This is a genomic window from Exiguobacterium sp. BRG2, from assembly GCF_031844245.1.
In the GTDB taxonomy this organism is placed as follows: domain Bacteria; phylum Bacillota; class Bacilli; order Exiguobacteriales; family Exiguobacteriaceae; genus Exiguobacterium_A.
On record NZ_JAUZUW010000006.1, the window covers coordinates 92,629 to 108,084 of the forward strand.

A 15,456-nucleotide genomic window follows, 5' to 3' on the forward strand; every position below is an offset into this window, starting at 1 on the left:
AAAAATAAGGATGGAGAGATTCCGGACTCAGTGCCGAAATCTCTCCATCCTTTTCGTTTGATTGATGAATCGATTAAGGTGTATCGATAAATCGTTTGATTTCATCTAATGACTCATCCTGTTGTTCTTTTGACGTTAACGAGCTGCTATTGTCCCCTTTTTGTCGACCGTACATACCAAAGTTCGCATGGTTCCCTTGCTTGATTTCATGGAATACCGCATCTTTTCGAACGTCCTGTTTACTTTTTTCGATATCAGCGACTGGTAAGACACCATCTCGTCCACCATAAATCGTCAACGAGGGCACATCAATCGAATCAATCGGATAGGACGCGAGGAAAATGATCCCCTTAATTTTTGGATGTTGTTCAACGATCGTGGAAGCTGCGCTTCCACCGAGCGAATGCCCGATCAGATACCATTTTTTGATTTGCGGATATTCCTCGATGATATCGAGTCCTTCGTTTGAGTCAAGCAACGCAATCCGAAACGGTAGCTTCGGGATGACGACGAAGTGCCCGTCTTTCGCTAGTTGCTTACCGTAATAACTGTAGGCCGCTGCATCGACTTTTGCCCCTTGATAAAAGATGAATCCGACATCACTCGTCTTCTTTCCAAATGTCAGTTCACGGGGTGTATCTGTCTCCACGTAAGACTTCGCTTGCGTAGAAGCATCATAGTCGAATTGTGCCCAAATCATGAAGGCAAATACGAGCAGTGCCAACAGCGCAGCAATCGTTCCAATGATTCTTATACTCCATTTTTTCATCTCATTCCCTCCCGTTACCGTTATACTCCATATTATGTGTTAAATCACATATGAAAACAAATATTAGAATTTTCAGTCATTGTAAGCATCCCTATCTCTTTTTCATGAATTGGTTTAAGATGAAACCAATATTGTTTTTTCGAAAGGAGATTCACGTTTTGCCGCGTACCCTTGTGTCTACGATTCAATGGTTTTTATTCATCATCTGTACTAACATTGCCCCGCCCCTTGCCATCGCAGCATCGTTTGAACTCTCGGGTGCCGAGACGCTTTCCTTCTTATCTCGTTGTCTATTCGTATTTGCCATCTTAAGTCTCTTTCAAGTCCTGCTCGGACACCGTCTACCAATCATGGAAGGTCCTGCTGGAATTTGGTGGGGTGTATTTGCCCTTTATTCGTCGATTGGTGTCACATTGTACGGCAGTTATTCAAACACTTTACAGTCGCTTGGATTCTTACTCCTACTCAGCGGTATCATCTGTATCGTATTGACGATGACGGGTGTCTTACGGCGCTTAGTCCCTCTTTTTACACCGCAAGTCATCGGTGTCTACATGCTACTGCTGTCGGCACAACTGTCCGGATCCGTCATGAAAGGATTGCTCAATATCGAGGATGGACGAATTCAAGTATTACCTGCCGTCATCTCGATTCTGACGGTCTTGATCTCGCTTTATTTAGAACGAAGTGATCGCTTACGCCAGTACGCTTTATTAATCACGCTACTCGTCGGTTGGAGCATGTTTGCATTGATCGGTCGTGCCGAGATGCCAAGTTTCGATGGTCCACTGTTCACTTTACCGAGTTTATTGCCGTTCGGCGGTATTCATGTCGACTGGAGCTTATTACCGACAGCTCTCATCATCTCGTTGTTGTTAATGACGAACGTCTTAGCGAACATCAAGGTCATCGAACGGATCATCAGTGCCAAGCGTGGTGAAACCGTCAAAGGACAAGTCGGAACAGCTGGTATCACGGCTGGTATCGGACAACTCTTCGCTGGTCTGTTCGGTACGGTGGGGCCTGTCGCCATTTCCGGAACGGCTGGGTTCATTGCTTCAACAGATAACACGGACCGCAAAGCGTTCGTCTATGCGAACATCACGTGTCTCTTCCTCAGTATCGTGACACCATTCGTCGGATTGATCGCTAAAATCCCCGTCGCTGTCGGTTATGCGATGGTCGCACCGATCGTTGCCGGGATGGCGATCATCGGCGTCACGGAAGCAGCCCGCGACTTGAATCGTCAAACGGCGATGATCACGGTCGGTCTCCCGGTCCTCGTCGGCATCGGTGCGTTGTTACTACCGAAAGGAGCAACGGCCGATTTACCGCCACTCGTGACGACCCTGATGTCAAACGGTCTCGTCCTCGGAACATTGGTCGCCTTGCTCGCAGAAGGGTTACGCCATATCCGGACGAATGATTAATAAAAAGACGCTTTCTCGATCGAGAAAGCGTCTTTTTTCATGCATCAGCGAATACCGCGCATGTATTTTTGAAGTTTTGGTGCGAAAGCGAACAAAAGCAATCCGAAGATGACGGCAACGATACCCGTGATACCGAAGTACAAAATCTCCGTGTCATTCGTGTAGTATTTAACGATTTGTGCGTTGACCGCTTGACCCGTCGCGTTCGTCAAGAACCACAGACTCATCGTTTGCGCTGAGAAGGCAGCCGGCGCCAGTTTTGTTGTTGCTGATAGACCGACTGGTGACAAGAAGAGCTCACCGATGACGACGAGGAAGAAGCTCAGTGCAAGCCAGAGTGGACTAACTGACGTCTCCACACCGAACAGGATACCTGGTAGTGTCATGACGATGAACGAAAGTCCAGCGAACAGAAGACCAAACGAGAACTTTTGCATCGTCGTTGGTTGACGGTCACCGAGTTTGACCCAGAAGCTCGCAAAAACAGGTGCTAACACGATGATGAAGAGCGGATTCAACGATTGGAAGAATGCCGGTTGAATCTCAAATCCTAAGAATGAAAGGTTCGTCCGTTCACTTGCGAAGATGGAGAGGACATATGAACCTTGTTCTTGGATTGCCCAGAAAATCGCTGCTGCGATGAACAACGGAATATACGCAATCAAACGTGAGCGCTCATCATCCGTGATCTTTGGACTACGAAGCATGACTGTGAAGTAAGCGATCGGAATCAAGATCCCGAGAATCGTGACCATTAGAGTAAAACGAGAAATCGTCAACAGTCCTGTCATCGATGCAACGACACCGAGTACCGCAACGACGACAACAACGATTGATGCGATCGTGATGAAGCGTTTTTTCTCGTCCCCTTTTAATGGGTTCAAGACGTACGTACCCGCTTGACCAAGGTTTTTCTTTTTCGTCAAGACGAAGACGACAAGTCCTGCGAACATCCCGATGGCAGCGAGTGCGAAACCAGCGTGATATCCACCACGGTCAGCCACTTCACCAACGACGAGTGGTGAGAGGAATGCCCCAGCGTTGATCCCCATGTAGAAGATACTAAAACCAGCATCGCGGCGGTTATCCGTCTTGCTGTACAAATCACCGACGATATTCGATACGTTCGGTTTCAAGAAACCAGTACCGATGACGATGAGTCCCATCGAGATGAAGAGGGCTGTAATGCCTGCTGGTAAAGCAAGGACGATATGTCCTAACATGATCAAGATACCACCATAGAAGACGGTCCGTGACGTACCGAGTAAACGGTCAGCTACCCATCCCCCAATGATCCCTGACATGTAGACGAGCGAACCATAAACGGCCATGATTGACGCAGCTGTCGTCTTATCGATACCTAGACCACCGTTGGCAACTGAATCGTACATGTAGAAGATAAGGATGGCACGCATGCCATAGTAGGAGAAACGCTCCCAAAACTCAGTGAAGAAGAGGGTGAACAACCCTTTCGGATTCCCGAAGAATCCTTTTTGCGGAACGGTCTTATAGACCTGATCGCGATCAAACTCTGCCATATGATCGGCTCCTTTCATCAATCCTAAATAAGTGCATAATCCATCATCTTTTCCCGCTTTCCCCAAACGATAAGCGTGACGAAACAGATAGGATACGAATACACTGTTTTGCCTGAATTGTCTCACTTCTTTTTTTATATATGAGACAGCACTTTACCATTCAACCGCAAATCATTTGACGAGTCAAATATTATTTACGTTACAAGAATAACAAAAAGAGCAGTCGACTACTCGACTGCTCAGGATTGCATCTGTTTCGATTCGATGATTGTAATTCCAGGCGGTGCATGTAATGTTTCACGTATCATCGCCGCAGCGACTTGACCAGCTTCGATTGGAGCAATGGCGCTCCGCTTCAACAAGGGGCGTAAAACCGTCGAAATTTTCGCAGCCGCTTGTTCGCCTAAGCGGAATTCATCTCGATCCCCTAATAACAAGGATGGTCTAAAAATCAATAACGCGTCATACCCCAGTACACGTAATCCGTTTTCTGTGTCCCCTTTTACACGATTATAGAAGGTTTTGGCATTCGGATGGGCACCGAGCGCCGAAATTAAGGCAAATCGTGTCGCCCCGAGGTCTAACAATTCACGGCCAAGTTCAATCGGATATGTGTAGTCAACCAAACGAAATGCCTCTTGCGATCCTGCTTGTTTGATCGTCGTGCCCAGTGCACAATAGACATGGTCGACGACAGGTAATTCGATTTCTGTCACACGATCAAAATCAATCACCCATTCTTCAAGTTTCGGATGAAAACGGCGCATCGGGCGGCGAACGAGAACATGTACCTCGCTATATGCATCTTCTGCCAACAAACGATCCACGAGTTCTTGTCCGACTAGACCAGATGCTCCTAAAATTGCTGCTCTCATACGTTTCTCCCTCCTTCATGCTATCGACCAATTGGTACGAAATAAGAACGGTTTCCAGTGATCCGTTCTCCGGCACGTACACCAATCGCACTTGGTCTTCCTCCTAAAATAAAGACACCGTACATATACGCGACTTCTCCCTCTTCCTGAAGTGAGTACGTCGGTAGTTCTTGATACGCTTGATAAACAGCCGGTTGATCACGAAACGTATGCTGTTCGTTCTTTAACATGATATTTCCGTGTCCATCATGGACCGTCACGGTATCTCCCTCACGCCCGAAAATCGGTTTTTTAACGAATGATCGCTGGCTTGAAATGAATGGATCAGCGGATAAGTACGTCGGTAAAAAATAACGCGCAATCGTCATGTGGTCCGTTTCGCTCAAGTACGGATGATTGGCTTCATGCAACATCCAGATCAATGCAAGAACCGACTTAGCTTGCATTAAAAAGGCAGACGGCGGGTTGATGATTTCGAGTCGACCCGTCTCGACGAGTTGCAGGAGTAATTGTCCTAAATTTCTTCCGTCCTCATCCCGGTCAAGTAAGGCCATCTCGATCGGAAAGGTTTGACGATATAAGATATCGATTCTTTTACCAGCCTCATCGTACAGACCTTCTTCCGGACGAATCTCTAATGCATGAAGTGGACAATAGGTCGCATCACTCCAAAACGACTGCAAATACTCAGCCGTCAATCGATCCTCGATGTGGTCACCATGTGAGGTGAAGACGACATGCGGATGCTGTTTCGTCCGATGTATCGCGGCTTCGATCGCACGACAGACAGTTGCCTTCAGCCATTTGTTTTCCCCATCGTTGACCCGTTCAAAACCTTGTTTTTCCGCTACGACATCATTGACTTCAAATACTTCTTTAATGAAAGTCGGCGTATCCGCGTTCCATTCCATGAGTGAGATACGATCTGCCGTCGCAATGAAATCAAAGCGTCCGATGACGGTCAACGGTCGCATCGTCTCGAGTCGTAAAAAAGCGAGACTCTCAGACGGGAAGCCAAGCTCTAGCAGTGCCTCATCATCCATCGATCGAAGAATCGGAAGTACTTTTTCAAATATCTTGTAAACTTCTTGCGCCGCGATATGCAGTTGGTCGATTCGTTCTTCCGAGATGGGCATGATTTCCGTCACAGCGTACGGTTCCCCGTCTAGCACATCCCAAAAACGATCGATGTCTCCGTAAAAGGTTTGTCGTCTACTCATCCGCCGAAAAAGCCGGAAGATGAGCCTGTTCCGAATCCCTTTGTCTTCGTGTTATAACTCTTTACTTCTTTTGATTTCGGCGTATACCCTTTTGTTCGCATCGCACTATGCATCAAGGCACGTGATGCGAAATAACTACCACCCCAGTAATAGTATCCTGAATGGGTTGATGAACTATCATCACAGTACCAAACGCCTTCATCATTATCATACTCATAGTCATCACAATCCGGATCATCTGGTCGTTCCGCTCGTGCATCATCCGATCCACACCCACTCAGTGTCGTTCCGATCAACAGTGTTGCAGCTAGTGTCGCTTGTTTCATCCAATTCACCGTCTCAGTCCCCTTTCCTTTTACTCTCTTTATGGATAGTATACGCTTTTTTGGAGAGAAAAGTTTCTTTGTTCTGCCGGAACTTTTTTTCCTTGAAGGTGGTAATAGTATCTATAGAATGAAAAGGAGGATTTACGCATGTCACTTGCCTACTATGTTGAAGAAAATGGTGAATTCCAGCCGATCTATCAATATGATCGCTATGCGATCGAACCGGAAGAGATCATCGCCCACCAACTCTGTGAATTCCATATCATCGAAGGACATCAATACGAGCTTCGTTCCAATGAGATGGCAGGTGATTACGATCAATTGATCGTCGATCATATCAAGGCATCACCGCGTGCGACAGAAGAACGCGTTTATCCACCGCACCAAATTCATATCGAGTTCAGACAGTATTTGTCCGACAGCGCTCAACCGCTCCTAAAGACATCAACGGTTCCGAATCACATCCAAGCGATGCGTTTTTTGATCAAAGACAAGATCGAAGTCGAAGGCCACGGTATTTTTGAGCGTGACAGCTGTGAAATCGATATCGACCGGAATTGTTACGTCGTCTATCTCGCCGATACACTTTGAGATGTAAAATCAGGTCTCTTCATTTCCAAGAGACGTTTTTTTTGGCATACTAGAAAGTAAGAACGAATCAATCGAGGTGAACGAACATGAGTGAACAACCAAAAAAACTATCGTTGCAAGAGGCAATGATCGAACGCTTGAAAGCAAAAAAACAAGCGCAAACAAAACGTCCGACTGGCTTACAAGGAACACAAACGAAACAATTGACGAGCCAACAGACGAAAAAAGCAAACAACCAGAAAAAACGGACAGGCGTCTAAGTCACAGGAATTCATGAAATAAGGAGTAATTATGAGTATTTTAACGGTATCTAACTTAAGTCACGGATTCGGTGACCGCGCCATTTTCGAAAATGTCTCCTTCCGCCTGTTAAAAGGCGAGCACATCGGTCTCGTCGGTGCGAACGGTGAAGGAAAATCGACGTTCATGAACATCATTACGTCGCAACTTGAGCCAGATGAAGGAAAAGTCGAATGGGCGAAGCATGTGCGCGTCGGCTATTTAGACCAGCACGCTGTCCTTGAAAAAGGATTAACCATCCGCGATGCACTTAAAGGTGCATTCCAGTACATGTTCGACATCGAACAGGAAATCAATGATTTGTACGGTAAAATGGGCGAAGTCGAGCCAGAAGAACTTGAAAAGATGCTCGAAGAAGTTGGCGTCTTGCAGGACATTCTGACGAATAACGACTTCTATACGATCGATGCAAAAGTCGAAGAAATCGCGCGCGGTCTTGGTCTTGATGAAATCGGACTCGATCGGGATGTACAAGAGCTCAGTGGTGGACAGCGGACGAAAATCCTGCTCGCCAAACTCCTTCTTGAAAAACCAGACATTCTCTTACTTGATGAGCCGACCAACTATCTCGATGTCCAGCATATCGAATGGTTGAAACGCTACTTGAATGAATATGAGAATGCGTTCATCTTGATTTCGCACGACATTCCATTCCTCAATAGCGTCATCAACTTGATTTATCATATGGAAAATCAAGAATTGAATCGTTATGTCGGTGATTACGACAACTTCGTTACGATCCATGAAGCGAAGAAAAAGCAACTCGAGTCTGCGTTCAAGCGTCAACAGCAGGAAATCTCTGAGTTGAAGGACTTCGTTGCTCGGAACAAGGCACGTGTCTCGACACGGAACATGGCGATGTCACGTCAGAAGAAGCTCGATAAGATGGATGTCATCGAACTTGCGCAAGAGCGTCCAAAACCAGAGTTCCACTTCCTCCAAGCACGGACACCAAGTAAATTGATGTTCGAAGCAAAAGGTCTCGTCATCGGATACGATGAGCCACTTTCGCGCCCTCTTGATCTGACGATCGAACGTGGGCAGAAGATTGCGTTGCACGGTGCGAACGGAATCGGGAAATCGACGTTGCTCAAGAGTTTGCTCGGTGAAATTCCAGCTGTCTCGGGTGTCGTTGAGCGAGGCGAGAACTTGCATATCGGGTACTTCGAACAAGAAGTCAAAGAGAAGAACTCGAATACGTGTATCGAAGAGATCTGGAATACGTTCCCGTCTCTGACACAACAGCAAGTCCGCGCCATGCTCGCGAAGTGTGGTTTGATGACGAAACACATCGAATCGAAAATCGAAGTACTCAGCGGTGGAGAAAAAGCGAAAGTCCGTCTTTGTAAATTGATGAACACGGAATCGAACATCCTCGTACTCGATGAGCCGACGAACCACTTGGACGTCGAAGCAAAAGAAGAATTAAAACGTGCGTTACAAGAGTACAAAGGAACCGTCCTCTTAATCTCACACGAACCAGAATTCTATGAAGCTGTTGCAACAGACTTATGGAACTGTGAATCATGGACGACAAAAGTATTCTAAGCCATGCTTTACAAAAGATGGGATGCCCAGAAGGGTATCCCATCTTTTTAGTTCACACACTTAATCATTGCATGATCGTGCATCTTCACGCACACTAAGACTTAGAAAATGATTATGAAGGAGCGTGTTTTTTTGGAAACGATCACGAAAAAGGCAACACTATCCTATCTCCATGTTCCAAGCGGTGGTTCAGAACAGTTGATTGCCCGTCTCTATTCACCTGAACACACAGCGGATGCTCCATTAATTGTCCTCTTTCACGGATTTCCCGGGAAACAGTTAAACATGGACTGGGCAGTACAACTTCAAAGCGCAGGATACCATGTGCTTGTCACGTCATATCGTGGAACGATCGGAAGTCCCGGAACCTTCCGATTCCAACATGTTCTGGAAGACGCAACGGCAACTTTACGTTACGTCTGCTCCAAGTCTTTCACTACTGAACACGGTATCAAGGCTGATCAGATTACCGTTGTCGGTCATAGCATGGGTGGGTTCGCCGGTCTTCATGCTTTTGCTGAGACACCGGAGGCTGCACATTATGTCGGGATTTCTCCGTTTAATTTTGGACTCGTCGGTCAGCTCGTCCTCGAACATCCGGAATATGAGCCTGTGCTTCATGGTATTCTCGAGCGAGGAGCTGCTTTCCTAAATGACGCCACTGCTGACGCGTTACTTGACGAGTTAAAGCGCCATCATACGACCTGGAACTTACTGACGCTAAAAGAACGTCTAGCCGATCGCTCGATGTTGCTCATGACGTCCGAACGAGACGAAACATCGATCAAAGCGCTCCATCATGACTTATTGCTACCCGACAGTCCGTTTGAGGAAGCGATCGTCGATAGTGATCACAACTATATTGAGAATCGGGATGCTGCCTTTAACGAATGGACAGCTTGGCTCGCCCGACAATGAAAAGAGCGCTCAGTGTACGACTGAGCGCTCTTTTGCTGAAGTTCGAGTCCGTTGCATAGGACGGATCCGCATCCGGTATAGGACGAGCGTAAACATCGTCAGTGTTGAGACAGCGTACCAAATCGTCGTAAATAGTGTTCCGGTATCCGTACCGATGAATAGACCGTGTGCCGTCATTAATAGCCAAGCAGGTAAGACGAGCCAATGTGTCAATTTCCAAAGCGTCTTGCCTAACGTCTCCTTTAAGAAATCCGAAGTCACGAGAACGAACCCGAATAAGTAGAGACTAATCGTTCCTAGCGCATTCCAGAGTGGTTCATAAGAAGCTTGGCCCGGAATCAGGACTTCAAAGATCGTCAGTGGTGCGTATGAATCGACGATGATGAGCGTCGCATGAAGGACGATTGCGAGCAAACCTGCCCAGCCACTATATAAATGCACGTGATGCAGTCGTGCTTTTTGTTTTTTGAATGCCGGGTAGGAACCGAGCAATCCCGCTAAGACAGAAATCGTCATGAAGAAGTGCCCACTTAATCCACTCAACCGGATCATCGTCCATGTTGAGAACAACCATTTCATCCAGTCCATGTCTCACTCACTCCTTTCTGTTCACTTCGCCATTCCCCAGCAGTATCCAAAATCAATAATCGCCCTTTTGGAAACCAACGAAACAGCTTTTCTTGACGTTCTGTCTCTGTCATCTGAAAGGCAAGTTTCGTCATGACTTCCGCTTCATAGAGTTGTGGCGCAGATGCGGTCACTTGAAGAATCGGACTTTTCGTCGGACGTCCTGTTCGTCCATCCAATAAATGATGATGCGTCTGTCCGTCCGTCTTCCACGATCGATAGACACGGTTCGATGTCGCGACCGCGCCTTGTCGCAACTGCACATCAGCGACGCGTTGTTCGGTCTCGGGATGCGTGATCGTGATATTCCATGGTTCCTCATCAGACCAGACGATGACGTCGCCTCCCGCTTCAATCAATCCACGATTCCAGCTTTTTCGTAGTCGTTGCGCTGCAATCATCGCGGCAGCTCCTTTTCCGATGCCACCTAGGTCGATAAAACCGCCTCCGACTCGAGTCACGTCACATCCTTCAATGATGAATGGAGCGATTTCTGGTGGAGCAACCTCTTCATAAGCGACAGCTTGTATGAAGGGAAATGATTGTCGATAGCCATTGGCTTGTTGTTGCGCCAGCAGGAATGGGGAAAAATAACGTTCGGTCTGCTCGAAATATCGTGTAGCGCGGGCAAGCAAGCGGGCTAACGATAAGGACACCGATAACGTGTCGCCGATCCGTAAGCGATTCAATCGACTGACTTCACTTTGCTCATCAAAGCGTGACCACTGCCGATCCACATAATGAAAGAATCGGACAAGCTCCTCCCATTCTGCTTCATCGATCGGCTGATCCGTCACGAACCGCACCTGATTATGCATCGCATACAATTGTCGCTCCATCTTCCTCCTCCTTACCTCGAATGGCTAGACTGACCGTCACTCGATCCACCGGGTTGACTGAAGCCAGATGATTCATCACCTTGCCATTGATCATCATCGTCTTCGTAATATCCATCATCCCCTTCGTATTCGCCTTCATCATCGCTATACTGATTCCCTTGAGATGGTAATGTCGTATCGTTCGAATACGTATCGCCTGTCGAAACAGGTGTCGTCGAGGAATCGTTCGAACTGACACTCAACTGACCAATCGCAAGTCCGATGAAAACGGAACTACTAAGCCCGACGAGCCATTTCGCAAATGGTTTGGGTTTCATCTGTTTCCTCTCCCTTCTTGTTACGTTTACTGTATCGAAAAAAACTGACAACTAACTGACGGTAACTATGGGATAATGAGAAAAAAAGAGGAGCGATGTGCATGCGCGTTTTGGTAGCAGAAGATGATCAGCGTCTTGCAAAGATGTTACGCCTCCATTTGGAGCGGGCAGGATATCAGGTAGATGTTGCGCAGGATGGAGTGGAAGCGCTCCTCCAATGTCAGACGTATCGCTATGACTTACTCGTTCTCGATTGGATGATGCCTCGTAAGAGCGGAGTCGAAGTCGCCGCTACCTTACGGAAAGAACAGTTCGAAGGCGGCATCTTGATGCTGACTGCTCGTGATACGGAAATCGATCTCGTTCATGGTCTCGATAGTGGAGCCGATGACTATCTCGTTAAACCGTTTCAATCGAATGAATTACTGGCACGACTGCGCGCGCTCAGTCGTCGTCAACAAAAGGCATTCGTGTCGACGGTCTCTTTCAATGGACTAGTCCTCGATCTGTCCTCACAAACGATTTCCTACGAGCGACATCCAATCGATTTAACACGACGTGAATTTGAATTCCTTTCTTTGCTCTTAAGACGACCTGAACAGGTGATGAGTCGTGAATTGATCATCGAAGTCGTATGGGGAATCGGAGCGGATATTACGGATAACGCGCTCGATGCGCTCGTCCGACTCGTTCGGAAAAAATTAGATGCGGTCGGAGCTCCTAATTTGATTCGGACAGTTCGCGGATTCGGTTATCGTTTAGGTGATCCGCATGCTTGAATCGATTCGAAAACGACTAACCTTGTTATTCAGTGGTTCGTTTTTTCTTGTACTAGTCCTCATCCTGATCGGAGTGTATGTCACAAACGCCCAATTGCTGAATCGGATGGAATTGAATCAATTGAAGAGCGTATCTGATCGAGATATCTTCGAACGGATCGAGCATGGGGAAGATCAATTCATTCGAAATCCGATCTACTTCCAGTTACTCGATGGTTCAGGAAACGAACGCTATGCAAGTCTGCCGCCAGACGTCGAGTCTAAAACACTGCACCGTTTTTTAAGCTCGAATGATACGACGCAACAAGTGGAATGGGATGATCGACACTTCTTACTGTATCAACGGAGTACCGAAGAAGGACGACTATTGCTGATGAAGGATATCTCTCCGACAGAAGATACCTTACAGCGATTGATTGCCGTTCTTGCGGGGATTGCGGTTCTCGCAACGATCGTCCTGACACTAGTCGGATACATTCTTGCTGGTCGAGCCGTCATTCCGGTGCAACAAGCATTCGATCGCCAACGTCGTTTTACGTCCGATGCTTCACATGAACTACGGACACCTCTGACAATCGTCTATAGCGGAATTGAATTGCTAGAAGCGGAATCACTTTCGAATGAAGGGCGTACGATTCTAGAGGACATTAAAGCAGAAACGGCAGGCATGCAGTATTTAGTCTCTGATTTATTATTACTTGCGCGAGAAGGACAAACTTCACCGAAACAGGAAGTTGATCTTAGTTCACTCGTCCAAAAGACTGTCGAACGTTTTCAGCATGCCTACTCGGATCGTGTCATCCATGCTTCGATTGCGCCTAACTTACGCATGAAAGGGGATGCCCATCAATTGAACCGCTTATTGACGGTCTTTCTTGAAAATGCTCTTGTCTACAGCAATAAAGTCATTGATGTCTCCCTCGAAGAAACTAGTATAGAACGTCAGTTGACGATACAGGACCGTGGAATCGGTATCGCTTCCGATCAACAAACTAAAATATTCGAGCGTTTTTACCGGGGGGATCATTCACGACACGGAACAGGTACGGGCCTCGGCTTATCGATTGCTCAATCGATTGTCGATCAACATGGCGGTACGATTTCTATTGATTCAACATTAGGTGAAGGCACACGCTTCATCATTCATTTCCCAACTCTTTAAAACGGTGTCAGTTAGCTGTCAGATAAGCAGGGTAAAGTGAAATTATTCTTTATCATACTTATCTAAGGAGGTCTTTGATATGTTAGGGAACGTACCGCTTCATCCACTTCTTGTCCATGCACCGATCGCACTTTTATTATTCGCAACGTTATTGTTACTCGTCAGTCTGAAATGGACGCAATTCAAATTGTTCGCGCTCTTTACGCTAGTCGTTGGTCTGACTTCTGGGGTCGCCGCCTATTTGTCGGGAGACGGAGCAGAAGAGTATGCGGAAGCGAACTTAAGTAGCGTTACCCATGCTGTTATCGAAAATCATGAGCATTTCGCGTTGTTCAGTCTTGTTGCCTTTGGTGTCTCACTGTTATTTCTTTTGTTGGGTTACCGCTCGAACAAAAAAATGTTTTTATTACTCAGTTTTGTCGTTGCCATCGTCGGTAGCGGATTACTTGCTTATACCGGTCATCTTGGTGGTCAGATGGTATATGCTAAATAAAAAAGAGCCGGTCCATTTTCTCTTTTTATCAGAGAAGATGGACCGGCTCTTTTATCTTGTTTCTGTTTATTTACGATGTGCGCGTCCCGGGCGACGATTATTCGAACGACGTGTGTTTCCACGTCCTTCTGTCGTCTTCCGTGATCCTTTACTCTGGTCGTGCTGTGCGCGAATCGCCTCTTCAGACAATTCGACGACGATTGGCGTGACCGAGATGTTCAATTCACGTTCCATATCACGGAACGTCCGACCATCTTTCGGTGTCACGATCGAGATGGCAATTCCATCGTTCCCAGCACGTCCTGTCCGACCGATCCGGTGAACATAACTTTCGGCATCGTCCGGTAAATCGTAGTTGAAGACGTGTGTCACACCTGTCACATCGAGTCCACGGGAAGCGACGTCTGTTGCAATCAGGAATTGTGTTTTTCCTTGATAGAACTTCGCCATTGCCTTTTCCCGTTTCCCTTGCGTCAACCCACCATGCAGTTCATCCGTCGGATACCCTTGCATCTGCATTTCTTCGTTTAATTTACTGACACGACGTTGCGTACGGCAGAAAATGATGGCTGCGTATGGACGCATCTCGTCAAGCATCGTCCGTAGTGTCGCCTGCTTGCGACGATCCGTCGTCTCGACGACGAACTGCTCGATCGCTTCTACAGTGATGCTTTCCGCTTCTACCTGCACTTCGACTGGGTTACGCAAATACGTTTTCGCCAGTTCCTCTACTTTAGGTGGCATCGTTGCTGATAACATGACGAACTGGCGATCAACAGGTGCTGCCTCGATGATATCTTCAATTTCTGGCAAGAAACCGATTTGAAGCATTTGGTCCGCCTCATCTAAGACGAGTGTACGTAATTCGCTTAAGTCTAGTGTGCCGCGACCGACATGATCGAGAATCCGTCCTGGTGTTCCGATGATGATTTGTGGCATCCGTCCGAGTCGTTGAATCTGTTTAAAGACGTCTTGTCCGCCATATACTGCGAGAGCACGGTACTGTTCCGTATTGCGAATCAGCTTATGGGTCTCATCTGCGATTTGACGCGCGAGTTCGCGAGTCGGTGCGACGATCAATGCTTGGACCGTTTGCGATTCGACATCGATTTGCTCAAGAATCGGTAAGAGGAACGCTAGTGTCTTTCCTGTTCCGGTTTGCGCCTGTCCAATCAAGTCGCGTCCGTCAAGTAATGATGGAATCGCCTGTTCTTGAATCGGTGTCGGCTCCTTAATGCCTTGTTTTTGTAATTTTTTTATCCACAGATCACTGATGTGTAATGTTTCAAATGTTGACATAATATATCCTCCTAAAAATTATCCACAGAAAAAAGCTGTGGATAACCTGCTTCGCATAGACAAAAACAGTTATCCACAGCCGTGCTCTATTCAGTATACACAATTTACGCGTTTGTTGCTTCCTGTTTTAACTTCCGATCGAGTATGAACGTGCCGAACGGGATGAATGATGCGATGAACGCAATACCCGCCTTGATGATCGACCAATCGTATTTGAATTTCACAACGGCGAGCCAGATCGCGTACATGACGAATAAGACACCGTGAAGTGCACCAACGACCGAAACTGCTTGTGGAATGTCCGCCATATATTTCAACGGCATCGCAATCAACAGTAAGACTAAAAACGAAATTCCTTCTAATATCGCAATCATCCGGAATTGCCCAAGCGTAGTTCTTAACATCCCGTCACTCCTTTTTCCTGA

General features: G+C 46.9%; 18 protein-coding genes. 8 read left to right on the top strand and 10 right to left on the bottom strand.

The features are described 5' to 3' along the window. Nucleotides 1-73 precede the first annotated feature (73 nt). Entirely contained in the window at nt 74-769 is a 696-nt protein-coding gene (locus Q9R23_RS09785) for an alpha/beta hydrolase (protein ID WP_311246968.1), read from the bottom strand. A gap of 158 nt (nt 770-927) precedes the next feature. Between Q9R23_RS09785 and Q9R23_RS09790 the strand changes: the two genes are divergently transcribed. Next, entirely contained in the window at nt 928-2,199 is a 1,272-nt protein-coding gene (locus tag Q9R23_RS09790) for a purine/pyrimidine permease (protein WP_023469734.1), read from the top strand. A gap of 44 nt (nt 2,200-2,243) precedes the next feature. On the opposite strand, the gene Q9R23_RS09795 is transcribed toward Q9R23_RS09790, so the two are convergent. The 4 genes from Q9R23_RS09795 to Q9R23_RS09810 all read right to left on the bottom strand — a co-directional run bounded on the left by Q9R23_RS09795 (nt 2,244) and on the right by Q9R23_RS09810 (nt 6,158). Continuing rightward, the gene (locus Q9R23_RS09795; RefSeq protein ID WP_023469735.1) at nt 2,244-3,737 is read right to left on the bottom strand and encodes a peptide MFS transporter; all 1,494 of its coding nucleotides are present in this window, start codon (nt 3,735-3,737) and stop codon (nt 2,244-2,246) included. A 239-nt stretch (nt 3,738-3,976) separates the two neighbouring features. Continuing rightward, on the bottom strand, nt 3,977-4,612 hold the full coding sequence (locus tag Q9R23_RS09800; RefSeq protein WP_058704374.1) for a Rossmann-fold NAD(P)-binding domain-containing protein: 636 nt from the start codon (nt 4,610-4,612) through the stop codon (nt 3,977-3,979). Nucleotides 4,613-4,632: 20 nt separating this feature from the next. Next, entirely contained in the window at nt 4,633-5,832 is a 1,200-nt protein-coding gene (locus tag Q9R23_RS09805; protein WP_214856695.1) for a glutathionylspermidine synthase family protein, read from the bottom strand. After that, complete coding sequence (locus Q9R23_RS09810; RefSeq protein ID WP_035395686.1) at nt 5,829-6,158, bottom strand: hypothetical protein; 330 nt, start codon at nt 6,156-6,158, stop codon at nt 5,829-5,831. Before Q9R23_RS09810 ends, Q9R23_RS09805 begins: the two co-directional genes overlap by 4 nt. Before the next feature lie 147 nt (nt 6,159-6,305). On the opposite strand from Q9R23_RS09810, the gene Q9R23_RS09815 reads away from it, so the two are divergent. The 4 genes from Q9R23_RS09815 to Q9R23_RS09830 all read left to right on the top strand — a co-directional run bounded on the left by Q9R23_RS09815 (nt 6,306) and on the right by Q9R23_RS09830 (nt 9,515). Next, complete coding sequence (locus Q9R23_RS09815) at nt 6,306-6,749, top strand: hypothetical protein (RefSeq protein WP_214856696.1); 444 nt, start codon at nt 6,306-6,308, stop codon at nt 6,747-6,749. Nucleotides 6,750-6,835: 86 nt separating this feature from the next. Further along, nucleotides 6,836-7,009 (top strand): hypothetical protein, encoded by a 174-nt coding sequence (locus Q9R23_RS09820; RefSeq protein ID WP_023469740.1) that lies wholly within the window; start codon nt 6,836-6,838, stop codon nt 7,007-7,009. Nucleotides 7,010-7,040: 31 nt separating this feature from the next. Further along, complete coding sequence (locus tag Q9R23_RS09825) at nt 7,041-8,597, top strand: ABC-F family ATP-binding cassette domain-containing protein (protein ID WP_023469741.1); 1,557 nt, start codon at nt 7,041-7,043, stop codon at nt 8,595-8,597. A gap of 132 nt (nt 8,598-8,729) precedes the next feature. Further along, complete coding sequence (locus Q9R23_RS09830; RefSeq protein ID WP_311246969.1) at nt 8,730-9,515, top strand: alpha/beta hydrolase family protein; 786 nt, start codon at nt 8,730-8,732, stop codon at nt 9,513-9,515. Nucleotides 9,516-9,524: 9 nt separating this feature from the next. Here the strand turns inward: Q9R23_RS09830 and Q9R23_RS09835 are convergent, their stop codons facing one another. The 3 genes from Q9R23_RS09835 to Q9R23_RS09845 are packed head-to-tail and all read right to left on the bottom strand — an operon-like array spanning nt 9,525 to nt 11,298. Next, on the bottom strand, nt 9,525-10,103 hold the full coding sequence (locus Q9R23_RS09835; RefSeq protein WP_290755328.1) for a ferric reductase-like transmembrane domain-containing protein: 579 nt from the start codon (nt 10,101-10,103) through the stop codon (nt 9,525-9,527). Next, a complete protein-coding gene (locus tag Q9R23_RS09840; RefSeq protein WP_311246970.1) occupies nt 10,091-10,981 on the bottom strand; it encodes an FAD:protein FMN transferase in 891 nt (296 codons plus the stop codon). Before Q9R23_RS09840 ends, Q9R23_RS09835 begins: the two co-directional genes overlap by 13 nt. A gap of 11 nt (nt 10,982-10,992) precedes the next feature. Continuing rightward, nucleotides 10,993-11,298: a hypothetical protein gene (locus Q9R23_RS09845; RefSeq protein WP_214856701.1), complete on the bottom strand. Its 306-nt coding sequence runs from the start codon at nt 11,296-11,298 to the stop codon at nt 10,993-10,995. A gap of 101 nt (nt 11,299-11,399) precedes the next feature. Between Q9R23_RS09845 and Q9R23_RS09850 the strand changes: the two genes are divergently transcribed. The 3 genes from Q9R23_RS09850 to Q9R23_RS09860 all read left to right on the top strand — a co-directional run bounded on the left by Q9R23_RS09850 (nt 11,400) and on the right by Q9R23_RS09860 (nt 13,732). Then, nucleotides 11,400-12,077, top strand: a complete 678-nt coding sequence (locus Q9R23_RS09850; RefSeq protein ID WP_290755321.1) for a response regulator transcription factor — start codon at nt 11,400-11,402, stop codon at nt 12,075-12,077. Beyond that, on the top strand, nt 12,070-13,239 hold the full coding sequence (locus Q9R23_RS09855) for a sensor histidine kinase (protein ID WP_311246971.1): 1,170 nt from the start codon (nt 12,070-12,072) through the stop codon (nt 13,237-13,239). Before Q9R23_RS09850 ends, Q9R23_RS09855 begins: the two co-directional genes overlap by 8 nt. 79 nt (nt 13,240-13,318) lie before the next feature. Next, nucleotides 13,319-13,732 carry a DUF2231 domain-containing protein gene (locus Q9R23_RS09860; RefSeq protein ID WP_311246972.1) on the top strand — a complete coding sequence of 138 codons (414 nt, stop codon included), beginning with the start codon at nt 13,319-13,321 and terminating at the stop codon, nt 13,730-13,732. Nucleotides 13,733-13,798: 66 nt separating this feature from the next. Here the strand turns inward: Q9R23_RS09860 and Q9R23_RS09865 are convergent, their stop codons facing one another. Both Q9R23_RS09865 and Q9R23_RS09870 read right to left on the bottom strand, forming a co-directional pair. After that, on the bottom strand, nt 13,799-15,031 hold the full coding sequence (locus Q9R23_RS09865) for a DEAD/DEAH box helicase (protein ID WP_311246973.1): 1,233 nt from the start codon (nt 15,029-15,031) through the stop codon (nt 13,799-13,801). Nucleotides 15,032-15,135: 104 nt separating this feature from the next. After that, nucleotides 15,136-15,435, bottom strand: coding sequence for a DUF3817 domain-containing protein (locus Q9R23_RS09870; RefSeq protein ID WP_035411945.1), 300 nt, complete (start codon nt 15,433-15,435; stop codon nt 15,136-15,138). Nucleotides 15,436-15,456 lie beyond the last annotated feature (21 nt).

Bases quoted from the DNA above. Each gene is read 5' to 3' on its own strand.
- Q9R23_RS09870 (WP_035411945.1), bottom strand. From the start codon at position 15,435: ATGTTAAGAACTACGCTTGGGCAATTCCGGATGATTGCGATATTAGAA.
- Q9R23_RS09820 (WP_023469740.1), top strand. From the start codon at position 6,836: ATGAGTGAACAACCAAAAAAACTATCGTTGCAAGAGGCAATGATCGAA.
- Q9R23_RS09805 (WP_214856695.1), bottom strand. From the start codon at position 5,832: ATGAGTAGACGACAAACCTTTTACGGAGACATCGATCGTTTTTGGGAT.
- Q9R23_RS09825 (WP_023469741.1), top strand. From the start codon at position 7,041: ATGAGTATTTTAACGGTATCTAACTTAAGTCACGGATTCGGTGACCGC.
- Q9R23_RS09785 (WP_311246968.1), bottom strand. From the start codon at position 769: ATGAAAAAATGGAGTATAAGAATCATTGGAACGATTGCTGCGCTGTTG.
- Q9R23_RS09840 (WP_311246970.1), bottom strand. From the start codon at position 10,981: ATGGAGCGACAATTGTATGCGATGCATAATCAGGTGCGGTTCGTGACG.
- Q9R23_RS09815 (WP_214856696.1), top strand. From the start codon at position 6,306: ATGTCACTTGCCTACTATGTTGAAGAAAATGGTGAATTCCAGCCGATC.
- Q9R23_RS09835 (WP_290755328.1), bottom strand. From the start codon at position 10,103: ATGGACTGGATGAAATGGTTGTTCTCAACATGGACGATGATCCGGTTG.
- Q9R23_RS09810 (WP_035395686.1), bottom strand. From the start codon at position 6,158: ATGAAACAAGCGACACTAGCTGCAACACTGTTGATCGGAACGACACTG.
- Q9R23_RS09800 (WP_058704374.1), bottom strand. From the start codon at position 4,612: ATGAGAGCAGCAATTTTAGGAGCATCTGGTCTAGTCGGACAAGAACTC.
- Q9R23_RS09845 (WP_214856701.1), bottom strand. From the start codon at position 11,298: ATGAAACCCAAACCATTTGCGAAATGGCTCGTCGGGCTTAGTAGTTCC.
- Q9R23_RS09795 (WP_023469735.1), bottom strand. From the start codon at position 3,737: ATGGCAGAGTTTGATCGCGATCAGGTCTATAAGACCGTTCCGCAAAAA.
- Q9R23_RS09865 (WP_311246973.1), bottom strand. From the start codon at position 15,031: ATGTCAACATTTGAAACATTACACATCAGTGATCTGTGGATAAAAAAA.
- Q9R23_RS09850 (WP_290755321.1), top strand. From the start codon at position 11,400: ATGCGCGTTTTGGTAGCAGAAGATGATCAGCGTCTTGCAAAGATGTTA.
- Q9R23_RS09860 (WP_311246972.1), top strand. From the start codon at position 13,319: ATGTTAGGGAACGTACCGCTTCATCCACTTCTTGTCCATGCACCGATC.
- Q9R23_RS09855 (WP_311246971.1), top strand. From the start codon at position 12,070: ATGCTTGAATCGATTCGAAAACGACTAACCTTGTTATTCAGTGGTTCG.